The organism is Streptomyces sp. NBC_00193 (genome assembly GCF_026342735.1).
GTDB lineage: Bacteria > Actinomycetota > Actinomycetes > Streptomycetales > Streptomycetaceae > Streptomyces > Streptomyces stoeckheimensis.
Map to the genome: position 1 here is coordinate 1,547,021 of NZ_JAPEMM010000001.1, position 16,216 is coordinate 1,563,236.

The window sequence follows — 16,216 nt, forward strand, 5'->3', positions numbered from 1 at the left end:
CACGGGGGTACGGGTCCGCGGGCGGTTACGCGAAGCGCTGGTTGGCCGAGCCGTTGCAGGGCTGGAGGCGCAGCGGCTCGTGGGCCGCGGCCACCGTCAGGCACTGGCCCGGGGCGGCGGCGGGCCGGAAGGTGGCTCCGTCGCGGACGAACTGCTGGTTGGCGCCGCCGTGGCAGTTCCAGATGACCATCGCGGTGCCGTTGCCGTAGTTGGCGCCGGGCGCGTCCAGGCAGCGGTCGTGGGTGAGTTCGATGTGGAGGGACTTCTTCGCGGAGTCGTACCACCAGCCCTGGTTGCGGCCGCCGTGGCAGTCCCAGCCGAGGATCTTGGTGTTGTTGGCGCTGGAGCCGCCGTTGGAGTCGACGCAGTTGCCCGTCGCCTCGTTCTTCAGCGGCTTGTACAGGTCGTCCCAGGCCCCGGCCTGCAGGACGGGGGTGCCGGTGCTCGCCGGGTCGGCGCAGGAGGCCTCGCGCAGGCCGGAGGCGTAGAGCTGGGTCAGACAGGACGCGAAGGCGCCGTGGCCGCGGTAGTTGGGGTGGAAGGACTGGCGGGCGGTGTTCTCGTCCCACGGGAAGTGGTCCCCGAGGTCGAGGTAGAGGCCGCGGGCCCAGGTGTCCTCCATGCAGACCTCGTGGCCCTGGAAGAGCCGCGAGTTGTCGAGGTAGGTCGCGCCCGCGGCGAGGGCGGCCGCGCGCATGCCCTTCTCGAAGGTGGGCACCGCGTAGTTGCGGCCCCACGCGGCGTCGGAGTCGTAGCCGGCGCAGCCTCCGGGGAGCTTGCCGGGGAAGTTGGGGTTGTCGTTGAAGTCGGGGCCGATCGGGCTGGGGTAGCCCATCACGACCAGCTTGTAGTCGGAGTCGGCGTAACCGGCGTCGCGCATGACAGACTTCAGGTCGCCGATCGTCGACTGCACCTTGGGCTTCAGCCCGTCGACGCGCGCCTGCCAGCCCGGACCGTACTTCGGCTCGCAGGTGCCCTGGCTGAGCACCCAGCGGGTGACGCAGTCGGTCATGACCGGGCCGAACTGCAGGTCGTCGTTGGCCCCGGCGACCAGCAGCACCATCTTGATCTTCGTGTTGCGGGCCTTGATGGCCAGGCTGTCGCTCTGCACCAGCTCGTCGGCGTACTGCTTGCTGCCGCCGATCTTGATGTTGCCCGTGTAGCCGCCGGAGCAGGCCACGTTGAAGGTGTAGTCGGCCGCGATGCCGGTGCGGTGGATCGCCGTGTCCGGGGAGCGGTGGCACTGGTTGGACGGGGTGTTGGTCGCGGGGTCGTAGTTGCCGATGCCTTCGCCCGAGATCTCGCTGTCGCCGAGCGAGATCAGGCCGGTCTTGCGCTCCGCGAGCGGGCGGATCGCGGAGTCGCCGTAGATCTTGACGGCCTCGGCGGCCCGGATGGCCTCCAGTTCGGGCGTGAGGGGGGTGACCGCAGCGGTCGCCGCGTGGGCCATGGGGGTGATGGCGGTGACGCCCCCGAGGGCGGCCGCCGCCGCCGCGACGGCGGCGAAGGTAGATCTGAGCCTGATCCTTGATTGTGTACGGGCACGTGCCATGAACGCCTCCCTGATCTCGGTGTTACCCCCGGTATTTACTGGCCGGTAGGCGAGTTGGGAACAGTCCGAACAAGACAATTGCTCAACTTTTTGAGGAGGCACCACAGATGACTGACGATCAGCAGACCGGCGAGGCCCCTGAAGGGTTCCGCATCGAGCACGACTCCATGGGCGACGTACGCGTCCCCGCCCACGCCAAATGGCGAGCTCAGACCCAGCGCGCCGTGGAGAACTTCCCCATCTCCGGACAGCGCCTGGAGCGCGCCCACATCGAGGCGCTGGCCCGGATCAAGGCCGCGGCCGCCACCGTCAACGCCCGGCTCGGCGTGATCGACAAGGACATCGCCGACGCCATCGTCTCCGCGGCCGCCGAGGTCGCCGAGGGCCGCTGGGACGAGCACTTCCCCGTCGACGTGTTTCAGACGGGTTCCGGCACCTCGTCCAACATGAACGCCAACGAGGTGATCGCCACCCTGGCCACCGAGCGCCTCGGCCGCGCCGTCCACCCCAACGACCACGTCAACGCCTCGCAGAGCTCCAACGACGTCTTCCCGTCCTCCATCCACATCGCCGCCACCGCCGCCGTCACCGGCGCGCTCATCCCCGCCCTGGAGCACCTGGCCGGCGCGATGGAGCGCAAGTCCGCCGAGTTCGCGCAGGTGGTCAAGGCCGGCCGGACGCACCTGATGGACGCCACCCCGGTCACCCTGGGCCAGGAGTTCGGCGGGTACGCCGTACAGCTCCGCTACGGCGTCGAACGGCTGCGCGCGGCGCTGCCCCGGCTGGCCGAGCTGCCGCTGGGCGGGACCGCCGTGGGCACCGGGATCAACACCCCGCCCGGGTTCTCCGCGGCCGTGATCTCCGAGGTGGCGGCGGCGACGGGGCTGCCGCTGACCGAGGCCCGGGACCACTTCGAGGCCCAGGGGGCGCGGGACGCCCTCGTCGAGACGTCCGGAATGCTCCGTACGGTCGCCGTCTCGCTCACCAAGATCTGCAACGACCTGCGCTGGATGGCCTCGGGCCCGCGCACCGGATTGGCCGAAATCAACCTCCCGGATCTCCAGCCGGGGTCCTCGATCATGCCCGGAAAGGTCAATCCGGTCGTCCCGGAGGCCGCGCTGATGGTCGCCGCCCAGGTGATGGGCAACGACGCGGCGGTCGCCGTGGCGGGCGCCGCGGGCAACTTCGAGCTCAACGTGATGCTCCCCGTGATGGCCCGCAACCTCCTGGAGTCCATCCGGCTGCTGGGCTCCGTGAGCCGCCTGCTGGCCGACCGCACCGTGGACGGAATCACCGCCAACACGGCCCGGGCCAGGGAGTACGCCGAGTCCTCGCCCTCCGTGGTGACCCCGCTGAACCGGTACATCGGCTACGAGGAGGCCGCCAAGGTCGCCAAGAAGTCCCTCGCGGAACGCAAGACGATCCGCGAGGTCGTCCTGGAGTCGGGCTACGTGGACCGCGGCGACCTCACCCTGGAGCAGCTCGACGAAGCACTGGACGTGCTGCGGATGACCCACCCCTGACCCCGGCCGGGCCGCCCCCTCCCGGGGTCCGGATCCGGTCGTTTCCCGCCCTCGGACACCTCGGTGACCTGCAGCGCAGCGATCCTCCGGACCCCCGCCCTAAGATCTGCCCATGACAGGTACCGGAGGCCGCGGGGGCGGCAGTGCGCGCAGCTCGGCACGGGGCTCGGCCCGACGTGCGGAGCGGGGCGCCGCGGAGGGCGTCCGCTGGGCGCCCGGGGAGCAGATCCTCTGGCGCTACCGGGACCACGCGCCCGACGCGAAGGGCGCCGTCCACATCTGCCGGCCCGTGACCGTGGTGACCGACACCGACGAGCTGCTCGCGGTGTGGATGGCCCCCGGGACCGAGTGCGTCAAGCCGGTGCTCGCCGACGGGACCCCGGTCCACGAGGAGCCGCTCGCCACCCGCTACACCGCGCCGCGGACCACCGTACGGTCACGCTGGTTCGGGGCGGGGGTGCTGAAGCTGGCACGGCCCGGGGACCCCTGGTCGGTGTGGCTGTTCTGGGACCACGGCTGGGAGTTCAAGAGCTGGTACGTGAACCTGGAGGAGCCGCGGACCCGATGGTCCGGCGGCATCGACTCCGAGGACCACTTCCTGGACATCTCCGTCTACCCGGACCGCACCTGGAAGTGGCGGGACGAGGACGAGTTCGCGCAGGCCCAGCGGTCCGGTCTGATGGACCCGGAACAGGCCCGGCGGGTGCGCGCCGCCGGCAGCGCCGCGGTGGACCTGATCCGGGCCTGGGGCCCGCCGTTCTCCGAAGGCTGGCAGGATTGGCGACCGGACCCGGCCTGGGGCGTACCGGCCCTGCCGGAGGACTGGGACCGCACTCCGGCGCATATGACCTCATGAGACCCTTGATGCGCCCCCGGGGGGCAATCGTAGGATCGTCCTCCGCCGGGGCGTCGGCGGTCAAATGTCGCCAGCAGCACAGCATTTGACCTAGGCCGACGCGATAACGAGAGGTAACGAGCGGGACGCGGAAACGCGGGGTGATGGTGTCCCCGCCGCTGAGCGGGTATACCGCGACTGACCGAGTTGAGTGCAGCGCACATCGAGCGCAAACGGACGGAATGCCACGCGTGACGGAGTACCCCACCTCTCAGGAGGGCCCCCAGCCGGTTGCCTCCGGCGGTCGGACGGACGAGTCCGGCCACGGCACGGAGGAACTGGGCCACGGCAAGGCCCCGCTCCCGGCGGCCGAGGCCGTGCGCACGCATGCGCAGCCCCAGGCGGCGGACCTGCCCCGTCCCCGCGCCACGGCGGAGGCACCGTCCGCCTCCGACGGGGCCGGGGAGCCCGGCAGCTCCCCCGCCGCGCCCGGCCAGGGCGACGCCCGGGTCCGGGCGGCCGGCCGTGACGGAGCCGCGGCCGCACAGGTCAGCGGCATCGGGGTCGACGCGACCATCGCCCGGCGGGAGGGCGACCGGCTGCGCTTCGTCGGAGCCGCCACCCGGCGGATCGCGCGCGGGATCGACCTCGACGAGATCGTGCTCGGCCTGTGCCGGGCCACCGTGCCCACCTTCTCCGACGCCATCCTCGTCTACCTGCGCGATCCGCTGCCGGTCGGCGACGAGCGGCCCGTCGGACCGGTCGTTTTAAGGCTGCGCCGAACCGACCGGCTCCGGCCGATCGACGAGTTCACCGGAGCCGGAGCAGGCACCGCCGGCGCGGCGACCACCGCGGACGGCGAGCTCGACTTCAGCCAGCTCGCCCTGGTCGGCCCGCAGGGTGACCTGCCCGCGGCCGAGCTGTGCGAGATCCGCCCCGGCGGGGCGCTCGCCGAGGTGCTGCGCGGCGTACGGCCCGTCTTCGGGTCCTCCGCCGCCGCCCGCGCCGCCCTGCCGGAGCTGCTGGGCGCCGACCACCCGGTCCCGCGCGGCCAGCGGGCCATCCTCGCGCCGCTGCGGGGCCGCCGCCGCGTCATCGGCGCGGCGGTGTTCCTGCGCACCCCCGAGCGGCCGGCCTTCGAGACGAACGACCTGCTCGTCGCGGCGCAGCTGGCCACGCACACCGCGCTGGGCATCGACAAGGCCGTGCTCTACGGCCGCGAGGCCTACATCGCCGACGAGCTCCAGCGCACGATGCTGCCCGACAGCCTCCCCCAGCCCACCGGGGTCCGGCTCGCCAGCCGCTACCTGCCCGCCGCCGAGACGGCCCGGGTCGGCGGCGACTGGTACGACGCCATACCCCTGCCCGGCAGCCGGGTCGCACTCGTCGTCGGCGACGTCATGGGCCACTCCATGACCTCCGCCGCGATCATGGGACAGCTCCGCACGACGGCCCAGACGCTGGCGCAGCTCGACCTGCCGCCCGCCGAGGTCCTGCACCACCTGGACGAGCAGGCGCAGCGTCTGGGCTCCGACCGGATGGCCACCTGCCTCTACGCCGTCTACGACCCGGTCTCGCACCGGATCACCATCGCCAACGCCGGCCACCCGCCGCCGGTCCTGCTGCACCTGGGCGGCCGCGCCGAGGTGCTGCGCGTACCCCCCGGCGCTCCCATCGGCGTCGGCGGCGTGGACTTCGAGGCCGTGGAGCTGGACGCCCCGGCCGGGGCCACCCTCGTGCTGTACACCGACGGCCTGGTCGAGTCCCGGCTGCGCGACGTCTGGACCGGCATCGAGCAGCTCCGCGAACGCCTCGCCACCACCGCGCAGCTGACGGGCCTGGACCACCCGCCGCCGCTGGAGGCCCTGTGCGACGACATCCTGGACATGCTCGGCCCCGGTGACCGGGACGACGACATCGCGCTGCTCGCGGCCCGGTTCGACGGGATCGCGCCCAGCGACGTGGCGTACTGGTTCCTGGACCCGGAGGAGACCGCTCCGGGGCGGGCCCGCCGGTTCGCCCGCCGCGCGCTGGCGCGCTGGGGGCTGGAGGAGCTGGAGGACTCGCTGGAGCTGTTGGTCAGCGAGGTCGTCACGAATGCCGTGCGGTACGCCGAGCGGCCCGTGACCCTGCGCCTCCTGCGGACGGACGTACTGCGCTGCGAGGTCGGCGACGACTCCCCGCAGCTGCCGCGCCAGCGCCGGGCCCGGGACGACGACGAGGGCGGCCGCGGCCTGTTCCTGGTCAACCGGATGGCCCGCCGCTGGGGCGCCACCCGGCTGAGCAGCGGCAAGGTCGTCTGGTTCGAGCTCGCGCTGCCGACCGCGCCGGGGGCCCCGGAGCGCCGCTGACCGGGCCGCCACCGGCCGGACCCGTACGCACCACTGCCCCGCGGCTTCGCGCCTGCGGGGCAGTGGTGCGTACGGGTCTACGGGCCCGGGTCCCGCGGTGCCTACGGTTCGGGCAGGTTCGGCGGCGAGGGCTTCCCCGAAGCCGACTTCGTCGGGGTCGGCGTCGTACTGGGCGTCGTGCTCGGCGTCGTGCTCGGCGTGGAGCTCGGCGTCCGGCTGGGCGTCTGGCTCGGCGTCCGGCTCGGGGTGTTGCTCGGCGGCTGCGAGCTCGCGGACTGGCTCGGCGTGGTCGACGGGGTGCTGCTGGGGCTCGACGACTGGACCTTGCCCATGTCCGCCTCGTCGAGGTCGAAGGAGCCGGTCTTGCCGCCCTTGAGCGCGTCGAGGGTGTACTGCTTCCAGATCGCGGCCGGGAAGCTGGAGCCGCCCGCGCGTCCGCCGCCGGCCGTACCGGTCAGGCTGGTCTGGGTGTGGGTGCCGGGCTCGTCACCGAACATCGCGACGACGGTGACCAGTTCCGGGGTGAACCCGGTGAACCAGGCGGCCACGTTCTTCTCGGTGGTGCCGGTCTTGCCCGCGGCCTCGTAGGACGAGCTCTTCACCGCCTTGCCGGAGCCGTCCTCGACGACGCCGGTGAGCACCTTGGTGACGGTGTCGGCGGTCTTGCGGCTGATGGCCGTGTCGCCGACGGCGCGGACCGGCTTGAACTCGCGGTCCGCGTGCTTGGCGGACTTGATGATGCTCGGCGTGACCTTCTTGCCGTGGTTGTCGAAGGTGGCGTAGACGCCGGCCATCTCCAGGGTGTCGGCGCTCATGGTGCCGAGCGACATGGCGGGCTTGTCCTCGGGCCAGCCGTCGCGGTCGACCATGCCCAGCTGCAGGGCGGTCTTCTTCACGTTCTTCGGGCCGACGTCCACGATCATTTGGGCGTACACGGAGTTCACCGAGGAGTTGGTGGCGGACTGCACCGTCATCATCGGGTCGCCGTAGTCGCGGTCGTCCTGGTTCTGCGGGTTGAACGGGATGTCGCTGCCGACCACGGGGCGCTTGCTCGTGCCGTCGTAGAGGGTGTTGGGCGTGATCGGCTTCCCGTCCTGCGTGCTCGCCTTGCCCTCCATGGCGGAGGCGAGCACGATCGGCTTGAAGGTCGAGCCCGGCTGGAAGTCCTTGCGCAGGGCGTTGCTGGCCCACTGCTCGCTCTGCCCGGTGCCGCCGTACATCGCGACGATCGCGCCGGTCTTCGGGTCCACGGAGGTGGCACCCGCCTGCACGGCGGCGTCGACGGGGCGGCCCTTGCGGTCGAGCTTGGATTCCAGCTCGTCCTGGACGGCCTTCTCCAGCGCCGCCTGCTTCTTCGGGTCGATGGAGAGGGTGATCTCCCAGCCGCCGGCCTTGAGCTGGCCGTCGGACATGCCGGTCTGGCGCTTGAGCTCCTCGTCGGCGGCCTGGATCAGGTAGCCCTTCTGGCCTTCCATGCCGGTGGGCGCCTTGGGCTTGATCGGCTCCTGGAACTTCATTTCCTTGCGCTTGGCCGGGTCCAGCTTGCCCATCTCGACCATGTTGTCGAGCACGCCGTTGAAGCGGATCATGACGAGCTCTTTGCCCTTGGGCCCGGCGGTCGCCCAGTCGTACTGGCTGGGGGCCTGGAGGACGGCGGCGAGGTACGCGCCCTGCTCCAGGGTCAGCTTGTCGGCGTCGACCCCGTAGTAGGCCTGGGCGGCGGCCTGGATGCCGTAGGCGTTGCGGCCGTAGAAGTTGGTGTTCAGGTAGCCCGCGAGGATCTGGGGCTTCTCCATCTCCTGGTCGACCTTGAGGGAGATGATCAGCTCCCTCAGCTTGCGGGTCGCCGTCTGGTCCTGCGTCAGGTAGAAGTTCTTGACGTACTGCTGGGTGATCGTCGAACCGCCGGCCTTGCCCTTGCCGGTGACGGTGTTGAACACGCCTCGGGCGATGCCCTTGAGGTCGACGCCGCGGTCGCTGTAGAAGGACTTGTTCTCGATGGCGATGAAGGCCGTCTGCACCTCCGCCGGGATCTTGTCGATCGACACGATCTGGCGGTTCGTGGTGCCGACGCGGGCCATGACCGTGCCGTCGGAGAGCTTGTAGACGTTGTTCTGCGTCAGCGCGTTGGCGTTGGGGTCCGGCGTCTGCACGTAGAAGTAGAGGCCGACCAGGGCCGCCATGCCGAGCAGAATTGCCCCGAAGAAGGTGCCGAGCACCTTCCTCCAGGTGAAGAAGCGGCGTATGCCGGTCGGCTTGCCGCCCGAGGTCCCGCCCTTGCCCTTGACGCGCCCGCGCGGCGCGCGTCGCGCACCGCGCTGCTGCTGCGCCTTTCGCGCTTCTGCTCGGCCCATCGCTCCCGCTCCGCTCGATAACCCCCCGACGTCAGCTCAGAAAGCTAACACCGCAGGCTGTGACAAAAACCGGCCAACGGGCTCTCATACCGGGCAATTCGGACGTGACAATGAGCACCCATCCCACAGGAACCGACGCAGTCGGGGCCCCGGAGGTTGCCGCTCTCCCACCCCGTCCAAAAAAGTGATATCACTTTGCTAAGCGGCCCGACCGGCCGCCACTGGACGAAACGGGGCGCATCATGACGAACACCACGGGTGGTACCGAGGCCGGCGTACGGGAGTTCCCCGCGCGCAGCGTGGGCGGCGGGCTCGCGCTGCTGCTCGGCCTGGCGGGAGTGGTGGCCGGGGCGGGCCTGATCGCGCTCGGCGCGGTGTCGGGGAACGACGGAGCAAAGGCGGGCCTGATCGCGGCCGGCGTCCTCCTGGTCATCGCCGCCGTCATCGCCATGAGCGGCCTGAACACGGTCGCGCCGGGCGAGGCCCGCGTGGTCCAGCTGTTCGGCCGCTACCGCGGCACCGTCCGCACCGACGGACTGCGCTGGGTCAACCCGCTGGCCACCCGTCGGCGCCTGTCCACCCGGGTCCGCAACCACGAGACGGCCGTCATGAAGGTCAACGACGCCTACGGCAACCCGATCGAGCTGGCGGCCGTCGTGGTGTGGCGGGTCGAGGACACCGCGCGCGCCGTCTTCGAGGTCGAGGACTTCACCGAGTTCGTCGAGACCCAGACCGAGGCGGCCGTCCGGCACATCGCGATCGAGTACCCCTACGACGCCCACGAGGACGGCGGCCTGTCGCTGCGCGGCAACGCCGAGGAGATCACCGAGAAGCTCGCCGTCGAACTGTCCACCCGCGTCGAGGCGGCCGGCGTCCACATCATCGAGTCCCGCTTCACCCACCTCGCGTACGCCCCGGAAATCGCCTCCGCGATGCTCCAGCGCCAGCAGGCGGGTGCGATCGTCGCGGCGCGCAAGCTGATCGTCGAGGGCGCGGTCGGTATGGTCGAGCTCGCCCTGACCCGCCTCGCGGAGCAGGAGATCGTGGACCTCGACCCGGAACGGAAGGCGGCGATGGTGTCCAACCTGATGGTGGTCCTGTGCGGCGACCGTGCGGCCCAGCCGGTGATCAACACGGGCACCCTCTACCAGTGAGCCCCGACGAAGGCGCGGACTCCCCCGCCGACCCGGCCGAGGGCCGGGCGGCGGCCCCCAAGGCCGCGCGGCAGGCCCGCAAGCAGGTGCTGCTGCGGCTCGACCCGCAGGTGCACGACGCGCTCGCGCGGTGGGCCGGGGAGGAACTCCGCAGCGCCAACGCGCAGATCGAGTTCCTGCTCCGCCGCGCCCTGTCCGAAGCCGGCCGCCTTCCCGGCGGGGCGGGCCCCATCCCGCCCCGGGGCCGCCCCCGCAACGCACCGGATTCCTGAGGGGCTTCCGCCCGAATTGCACGGCGTGTGCCGCCCGCCCGCATCCGTACGACTGGATACGCTCACCGCGTCATATACGGCCGCTCACCGAATTCGAGGCTCGTATGAATCTGACCAGTGGGACGAAATCCGGCGGACGACGGGCGGCCCGGAAAGCGGCCATCGCGATCACGGCGGTCGCCGCGTGTTCCGGACTCACGTGGACGGCGCTCTCCCTCACCGGTGGCGTCACGGATTCCAAAGCGCCCGTCACCTGCGCCTACACGCCCTCCGACAGCGGAAAGAAGGCCGCCGTCCCGGGCTTCGACGCCGCGGCGGCGGCGCGGCCGTACACGGTGCGCATCGACACCGAGGAGGGCCCCGTCACCATCGCGGCCCTCACCGAGGACGCGCCGTGCACCACCAACTCGTTCTCCTTCCTGGCCGGAAAGAAATACTTCGACGGCAGCAAATGCCACCGGGTCACCACTCGAGGGATTTTCGTATTGGAATGCGGCGACCCTGCCGGAGAGGGCAATTCCGACCCCGGGTACTGGTTCAAGGACGAAAACCTGGCCGGCGCCTCCTATCCCGCGGGCACCGTCGCCATGTCCAAGGCCCTGCCGGGAAAGAACGGCAGCCAGTTCTTCATCAGTTACGCCGATCCCACCTTCCGCATGCCGCCCAGCTGGACCCCCTTCGGGAAGGTCGTCGGCGGGCTGGACGCGGTGGCGAAGATCGCCGCCAAGGGGACGGCGGACGGATCGACCGACGGAAAGCCCAAGGAGCCCGTCGTCATCAAGTCGGTCACGGTGCAGCGCCCGGCCAAGTGACGGCGGGCCACTGAGCACCGCGGACACAGGTGTGGGGCGCCGGCCGGGCCGGCGCCCCACACCTGTGTCATGCGCCGACGGCTATCCCGTGCGGCTCAGCAGGACGAAGCCGTCCCTGTCGTCCACCGTGTGGTACCCCCGGCCCCGGGCCTCGTCCAGGGAGATCTGCTCCTGGATGACCGACATCGGCCACCGCAGATGCGGCTGCACCTGGGTGTCGACCATGATCCACTCGGGATTGGGGCGGCTGTCCCCCCATCCGTAGAGGCTGACGCTGGTGCGGTCGGCGAGGTGGGGCACGAGGTAGTGCGACGCCTGGACCGTGGCGTCGTCCGGGATCTCGTCCATCACGCTGTGGGCCACCGCGATGCGGGGATCCTTCACCCAGGTCTCCGGCTGCGTCAGCTGCCAGAGCGGATAGTGCGGCAGCAGCAGCAAGGTGACCGCCGCGGAGCCCGCCAGGTAGCGGTACAGGCTGCGGCCGCTCGCCCCGCGCCGCTGCAGGGCGTCGACGAAGGCCACGAAGACGACCGGCATGACCAGCAGCGAGTAGTGGTAGCCGGTGCCCCAGTGGGGCGGGTAGTTCGAGGCGAGGCGCCACAGCACGGACGGCAGCGCGATCAGCACGAGGGGCGAGCGCACGGCCAGGAAGAGGGTGGGGGCCAGGATGAGGACGAGGGTGGTGACCTTCTCCTGCGGGGTGATCAGACCGAGCGTCAGCTGGTGGAGGAGCTCCAGCATGCCGCCCTGCGTTTCCCCCACCAGCGCGCCGCCCGAGCCGCCCGCGCCGCCACCGGGGTTGTGGGAGACGAGATAGCCGTCGAACCCGCCCGGATGGAAGGAGGCCAGCACCAGCAGGGCCAGCCCGGTCCCGGCCACGCCGGCCGCCGCCGTGAGGAGCCCCAGCCTGCGCCCGCCGCGCCCGCCCCGCCAGGCGATGACCAGGCCGATCGCGGCCACCGTGAGACCGAGGTCCTCCTTCACCAGCAGGAGCGGCAGCGCCCAGTACGCGGCGGCGCGCAGCCGACCGCTGCCGAGGGCCGTCAGGGAGAGGGTGAGCAGCGGAAGGGCGAAGGCCCACTCGTGGAAGTCGGAGGCGACCCCGCTCGCGATGCCCCAGGAGACCCCGTAGCAGGTGCCGATGACCGCGGCGGCCGCGGAGCCCAGCGTGCGGCGGGCCCAGAAGGCCAGCGGCAGCACGCTCCCGGCGACCAGCGCGGCCTGCGCCACGAGCAGCACCTTCACCGACGGCCACAGCCAGTACAGCGGTGCCAGCAGGGCCAGGATCGGGGAGAAGTGGTCTCCCAGGACCGGGAAGTCGGGCCCCTTGACCTCGGAGACGGGCAGGTGCCCGGACGCGTAGGAACGCACGACCTGGACGAAGATCCCCAGATCGAAGCTGCGGGAGAGCAGGCGTTCGTGGATCCGCAGGGACAGGGCCATGTAGGCGAAGAACAGCGCCCCTGCCATGACCCAGATCCACCAGTCGGCTTCGGGGCGGCTTTCCGCGGACGGCGTCGGCGCCTCCCGCTCCTCGATGCCCGTCTGCTGGGGTGGGAGAGCGGCGGTACTGCCGGTGGGTGCTCGCATGAACCTTCAAGATGCCAGCAACGTCCCGGCCGGGCCCGGAGCCGCCTCCGACGTGGGCGGATTCCCTTCGAATGGCGGACCCGGCGACTATGCACCCTACGTATACATCGAGCGTATACACCGCGTGTATAGTCGTCGGCATGTCCATCAGTCACGCACTCCTCGGCCTCTTGGAGGCCGGCCCCCGTCACGGCTACGACCTCAAGCGGACCTTCGACGAGAGATTCGGCCACGACAAGCCCCTCGCCTACGGCCAGGTCTACTCGACCATGTCCCGGCTGCTGAAGAACGGTCTGGTCGAGGTCGACGGGGTGGAGAGCGGCGGCGGCCCCGAGCGGAAGCGCTACGCGATCACCGACGCCGGGATAACGGACGTCGAGGGCTGGCTCGCCCAGCCCGAGAAGCCGGAGCCGTACCTCCAGTCGACCCTCTACACGAAGGTCGTGCTCGCCCTCCTGACCGGCCGCAGCGCCCAGGAGCTGCTGGACACCCAGCGCGCCGAGCACCTGCGCCTGATGCGCATCCTCACGCAGCGCAAGCGCAAGGGGGATCTCGCCGACCAGCTGGTCTGCGACCACGCCCTGTTCCACCTCGAAGCGGACCTGCGCTGGCTCGAACTCACCGCCGCCCGTCTCGACCAGCTCGCCCAGGAGATACAGCGATGATCCCGGCCGGCACGCTCCTCAGCGCCACGGACCTCCGCAAGACCTACGGCACCACCCACGCCCTCGACGGCGCCGAATTCTCCATCCACGCCGGCGAGGTCGTCGCCATCATGGGCCCCTCCGGGTCCGGCAAGTCGACCCTGCTGCACTGCCTCGCCGGAATCGTCACCCCCGACGCGGGCACCATCACCTACGCCGGACGCGAGCTCTCCGCCATGAACGACGCCGAGCGCAGCGCCCTGCGCCGCGGCGAGTTCGGCTTCGTCTTCCAGTTCGGCCAGCTCGTCCCCGAGCTCACCTGCGTCGAGAACGTCGCCCTGCCGCTCCGCCTCACCGGCGTGAAGCGCAAGCAGGCCGAACGGACCGCCCTGGAATGGATGGAGCGGCTCCAGGTCGACGACCTCGGCGGCAAGCGACCCGGCGAGGTCTCCGGCGGCCAGGGCCAGCGCGTCGCCGTCGCCCGCTCCCTCGTCACCAACCCCCGGCTGATCTTCGCCGACGAGCCCACCGGCGCCCTCGACTCCCTCAACGGCGAGCTCGTCATGCAGCTGCTCACCGAGGCCGCCCGGTCCACGAACGCCGCCGTCGTCCTCGTCACGCACGAGACCCGCGTGGCCGCGTACTCCGACCGCGAGATCGTCGTGCGCGACGGCAAGTCCCGCGACATGGAGCGCGCGGTATGAGTCACGGGAACCACAGCAAGCACGGCAGCCCCGCCGGACCCGGTAGCCCGGGCCATCAGGGCGCGCTCTCCGTCTGGCTCCGCGACCTCGGCCTCGGCGCCCGCTTCGCCTTCGGCGGCGGCCGCCAGGGCTGGACCCGCACCCTCCTCACCGGCCTGGGCGTCGGCCTCGGCGTCGCCCTGCTGCTCGTCACCAGCGCGGTCCCCAGCGCCCTGGCCGCCCGCGACGCGCGCGGCGCCGCACGCCAGACGTACACCTCGCCCACCGCCGAGCAGCCCGGGCGCGACACGCTGCTGATCACCGACGTGAACCAGACGTACCGCGCCTACGGGGTCGACGGCCGGCTCGTGCAGCCCGAGGGCCCGGACGCCCCGCTGCCCCCGGGCGTGAAGAAGTTCCCCGGCGCCGGCGAACTGGTCGTCTCCCCCGCCCTCGACAGGCTGATGAAGACCGGCGAGGGCAAGCTGCTGCGCGACCGCCTCGACGAGAAGATCGTCGGGACCATCGGCGACGCGGGCCTCGTGGGCCCCGGCGACCTCTACTTCTACGCGGGCAGCGACCGGCTCACCGAGCTCCGCAAGGAAGCGCCCAACTACATCCAGCGGGTCACCGCCTTCGAGAACACCCGGGAGAAGGAGCCCCTCGACCCGGTCCTCACCCTCCTCGTGGTGCTCACCTTCGTCGCCCTGCTGATGCCGGTCGCCGTGTTCATCGGCGCCGCCGTCCGCTTCGGCGGCGACCGCCGCGACCGCCGGCTCGCCGCCCTGCGCCTGGTCGGCGCCGACGGCCGGATGGTCCGCCGGATCGCCGCAGGCGAGGCCGCCGCCGGATCGCTGATCGGCCTGGCCCTGGGCACCGGCTTCTTCCTGGCCGCCCGCCAACTGGCCCCGGCCATGGACCTCTACCAGCGCAGCGTCTTCCCCTCCGACCTCAACCCGACGCCCTGGCTGGCCGCGCTCATCGCCCTGGCCGTACCGGCCGCGGCCGTCGCCGTGACCCTGTTCGCCCTGCGCGGCGTGGTCATCGAGCCGCTCGGCGTGGTCCGTACGACGACCCCGGCCAAGCGCCGGATCTGGTGGCGGCTGCTGCTCCCCCTGGGCGGACTCGGCCTGCTGGCCCCGCTGATCGGCAAGGGCAACGACAGCGGGCAGTTCAACCAGTGGCAGGTCTCGGGCGGCGTGGTCCTGCTCCTCGTCGGCATCACCGTCCTGCTCCCCTGGGTACTGGAACGGGTCGTCGGCCGGATCGGCGGCGCGGGCCCGGTCTCCTGGCAGCTGGCCGCCCGCCGGCTCCAGCTCACCAGCGGCAGCTCCGCGCGGCTGGTCAACGGGATCGCCGTCGCGGTCGCCGGAGCCATCGCCCTTCAGATGCTCTTCGCCTCCACCGAGGACTCGTACACCCGCGAGACGGGCCACGACCCCTCGCGGGCCTCGATCTCCGTCATGCAGCGCACCCGCAGCGGGGGCGAGGCCGTCGCCCAGGCCCTGGCCGGGACCAAGGGCGTCACCCAGGCCGTCGCGGAGTCCTCGGCCAATGCCGGGCGCAGCCCGGACATGTCCTACGAGGACACGTCGATCTCGGTGACGACCGGCACCTGCGCCGCCCTCAAGGAGTTCGCGGAGCTGCCCTCCTGCAAGGACGGCGACGCCTTCGTCATCACGGGCGGCGGCGAACCGCGCGGCATGACCGGCGACACCGCGAAGCCGGGCGAGAAGCTGTTCGTGGGGAACATCTTCAAAGAGAACGAAGACGACGGTACGAAGGCGGTCGCCTGGACCCTGCCCGCCGACGCCCGCACCGTCAAGGCCCGCAAGGGCCCCATGGGCAACATGCTGAGCGGACTGCTGGTCACCCCGGCCGCCGCCCCGAAGGGCATGGGCAACTACCAGTCCTCCCAGGTGTACGTGAAGCTGGACCCGAACGTGCCCGACGCGTTGGAGCTGGCCCGCAACGCCGCCTTCAAGGCGGACCCGCTGTCGGTCCCCATGACGATCCAGGCCACCGAGGTCAACGACCGCTTCGCCTCCATCCGGACCGGTCTGTTCGTGGGCGCCGCCCTCGTGCTGATGCTGATCGGCGCCAGCCTGCTGGTCTCCCAGCTGGAGCAGCTGCGCGAGCGCAAGAAGCTGCTGTCGGCGCTGGTCGCCTTCGGCACCAAGCGCTCCACGCTCAGCCTCTCGGTGCTGTGGCAGACCGCCATCCCGATCGGCCTGGGCCTGGCCCTGGCCACGGTGGTCGGGCTCGCGCTCGGCGTGGTGCTGCTGCAGATGACGGGCTCCACGATCGCGGTCAGCTGGACCGCGGTCCTGGGGATGGTCGGCATCGGCGCGGGCGTGGCCGTCCTGGTGACCGTGCTCAGCCTGCCGCCGCTGCTGCGCCTGATGCGCCCGGACGGGCTGCGCACGGAGTAACCCCGGCCTCGCAC

At 71.5% G+C, this 16,216-nt stretch carries 12 protein-coding genes; 9 read left to right on the forward strand and 3 right to left on the reverse strand.

Features of this window, described 5'->3' with window-relative positions; translation table 11 throughout:
- Window positions 1-25: 25 nt before the first annotated feature.
- Window positions 26-1,552 (reverse strand): ricin-type beta-trefoil lectin domain protein, encoded by a 1,527-nt coding sequence (locus tag OG898_RS06425; protein WP_266955531.1) that lies wholly within the window; start codon window positions 1,550-1,552, stop codon window positions 26-28.
- A 107-nt stretch (window positions 1,553-1,659) separates the two neighbouring features.
- Between OG898_RS06425 and OG898_RS06430 the strand changes: the two genes are divergently transcribed.
- The 3 genes from OG898_RS06430 (at window position 1,660) to OG898_RS06440 (ending at window position 6,261) form a co-directional block, all read left to right on the forward strand.
- Complete coding sequence (locus tag OG898_RS06430) at window positions 1,660-3,075, forward strand: aspartate ammonia-lyase (RefSeq protein WP_266955533.1); 1,416 nt, start codon at window positions 1,660-1,662, stop codon at window positions 3,073-3,075.
- A gap of 112 nt (window positions 3,076-3,187) precedes the next feature.
- Entirely contained in the window at window positions 3,188-3,931 is a 744-nt protein-coding gene (locus tag OG898_RS06435) for a DUF402 domain-containing protein (protein WP_250742776.1), read from the forward strand.
- A gap of 230 nt (window positions 3,932-4,161) precedes the next feature.
- The gene (locus OG898_RS06440; RefSeq protein WP_250742777.1) at window positions 4,162-6,261 is read left to right on the forward strand and encodes an ATP-binding SpoIIE family protein phosphatase; all 2,100 of its coding nucleotides are present in this window, start codon (window positions 4,162-4,164) and stop codon (window positions 6,259-6,261) included.
- 101 nt (window positions 6,262-6,362) lie between these two features.
- Here OG898_RS06440 and OG898_RS06445 read toward each other — a convergent pair whose 3' ends face one another.
- On the reverse strand, window positions 6,363-8,615 hold the full coding sequence (locus OG898_RS06445; RefSeq protein ID WP_250742778.1) for a transglycosylase domain-containing protein: 2,253 nt from the start codon (window positions 8,613-8,615) through the stop codon (window positions 6,363-6,365).
- Window positions 8,616-8,857: 242 nt separating this feature from the next.
- Here OG898_RS06445 and OG898_RS06450 point away from each other — a divergent pair, with 242 nt between their 5' ends.
- The 3 genes from OG898_RS06450 to OG898_RS06460 all read left to right on the forward strand — a co-directional run bounded on the left by OG898_RS06450 (window position 8,858) and on the right by OG898_RS06460 (window position 10,853).
- The gene (locus tag OG898_RS06450; protein WP_266955535.1) at window positions 8,858-9,769 is read left to right on the forward strand and encodes an SPFH domain-containing protein; all 912 of its coding nucleotides are present in this window, start codon (window positions 8,858-8,860) and stop codon (window positions 9,767-9,769) included.
- The gene (locus tag OG898_RS06455; protein ID WP_250742780.1) at window positions 9,766-10,041 is read left to right on the forward strand and encodes a hypothetical protein; all 276 of its coding nucleotides are present in this window, start codon (window positions 9,766-9,768) and stop codon (window positions 10,039-10,041) included. Before OG898_RS06450 ends, OG898_RS06455 begins: the two co-directional genes overlap by 4 nt.
- Before the next feature lie 104 nt (window positions 10,042-10,145).
- Window positions 10,146-10,853, forward strand: coding sequence for a peptidylprolyl isomerase (locus tag OG898_RS06460; RefSeq protein WP_250742781.1), 708 nt, complete (start codon window positions 10,146-10,148; stop codon window positions 10,851-10,853).
- Between the two features lie 81 nt (window positions 10,854-10,934).
- On the opposite strand, the gene OG898_RS06465 is transcribed toward OG898_RS06460, so the two are convergent.
- Complete coding sequence (locus OG898_RS06465) at window positions 10,935-12,443, reverse strand: DUF2079 domain-containing protein (RefSeq protein WP_266955537.1); 1,509 nt, start codon at window positions 12,441-12,443, stop codon at window positions 10,935-10,937.
- A 140-nt stretch (window positions 12,444-12,583) separates the two neighbouring features.
- Here OG898_RS06465 and OG898_RS06470 point away from each other — a divergent pair, with 140 nt between their 5' ends.
- From OG898_RS06470 to OG898_RS06480, 3 genes are read left to right on the forward strand one after another with little or no spacing between them, the layout of a single operon-like run.
- Window positions 12,584-13,108 carry a PadR family transcriptional regulator gene (locus OG898_RS06470; protein WP_243335746.1) on the forward strand — a complete coding sequence of 175 codons (525 nt, stop codon included), beginning with the start codon at window positions 12,584-12,586 and terminating at the stop codon, window positions 13,106-13,108.
- Entirely contained in the window at window positions 13,105-13,791 is a 687-nt protein-coding gene (locus tag OG898_RS06475; RefSeq protein ID WP_266955541.1) for an ABC transporter ATP-binding protein, read from the forward strand. Before OG898_RS06470 ends, OG898_RS06475 begins: the two co-directional genes overlap by 4 nt.
- On the forward strand, window positions 13,788-16,202 hold the full coding sequence (locus OG898_RS06480; protein WP_266955543.1) for an ABC transporter permease: 2,415 nt from the start codon (window positions 13,788-13,790) through the stop codon (window positions 16,200-16,202). The genes OG898_RS06475 and OG898_RS06480 overlap by 4 nt, the downstream gene beginning before the upstream one ends.
- Window positions 16,203-16,216 lie beyond the last annotated feature (14 nt).

Excerpts from the sequence above, each read along its gene's own strand:
- OG898_RS06435 (WP_250742776.1), top strand. The coding sequence starts at position 3,188 with ATGACAGGTACCGGAGGCCGCGGGGGCGGCAGTGCGCGCAGCTCGGCA.
- OG898_RS06450 (WP_266955535.1), top strand. The coding sequence starts at position 8,858 with ATGACGAACACCACGGGTGGTACCGAGGCCGGCGTACGGGAGTTCCCC.
- OG898_RS06480 (WP_266955543.1), top strand. The coding sequence starts at position 13,788 with ATGAGTCACGGGAACCACAGCAAGCACGGCAGCCCCGCCGGACCCGGT.
- OG898_RS06460 (WP_250742781.1), top strand. The coding sequence starts at position 10,146 with ATGAATCTGACCAGTGGGACGAAATCCGGCGGACGACGGGCGGCCCGG.
- OG898_RS06475 (WP_266955541.1), top strand. The coding sequence starts at position 13,105 with ATGATCCCGGCCGGCACGCTCCTCAGCGCCACGGACCTCCGCAAGACC.
- OG898_RS06430 (WP_266955533.1), top strand. The coding sequence starts at position 1,660 with ATGACTGACGATCAGCAGACCGGCGAGGCCCCTGAAGGGTTCCGCATC.
- OG898_RS06465 (WP_266955537.1), bottom strand. The coding sequence starts at position 12,443 with ATGCGAGCACCCACCGGCAGTACCGCCGCTCTCCCACCCCAGCAGACG.
- OG898_RS06425 (WP_266955531.1), bottom strand. The coding sequence starts at position 1,552 with ATGGCACGTGCCCGTACACAATCAAGGATCAGGCTCAGATCTACCTTC.
- OG898_RS06470 (WP_243335746.1), top strand. The coding sequence starts at position 12,584 with ATGTCCATCAGTCACGCACTCCTCGGCCTCTTGGAGGCCGGCCCCCGT.
- OG898_RS06445 (WP_250742778.1), bottom strand. The coding sequence starts at position 8,615 with ATGGGCCGAGCAGAAGCGCGAAAGGCGCAGCAGCAGCGCGGTGCGCGA.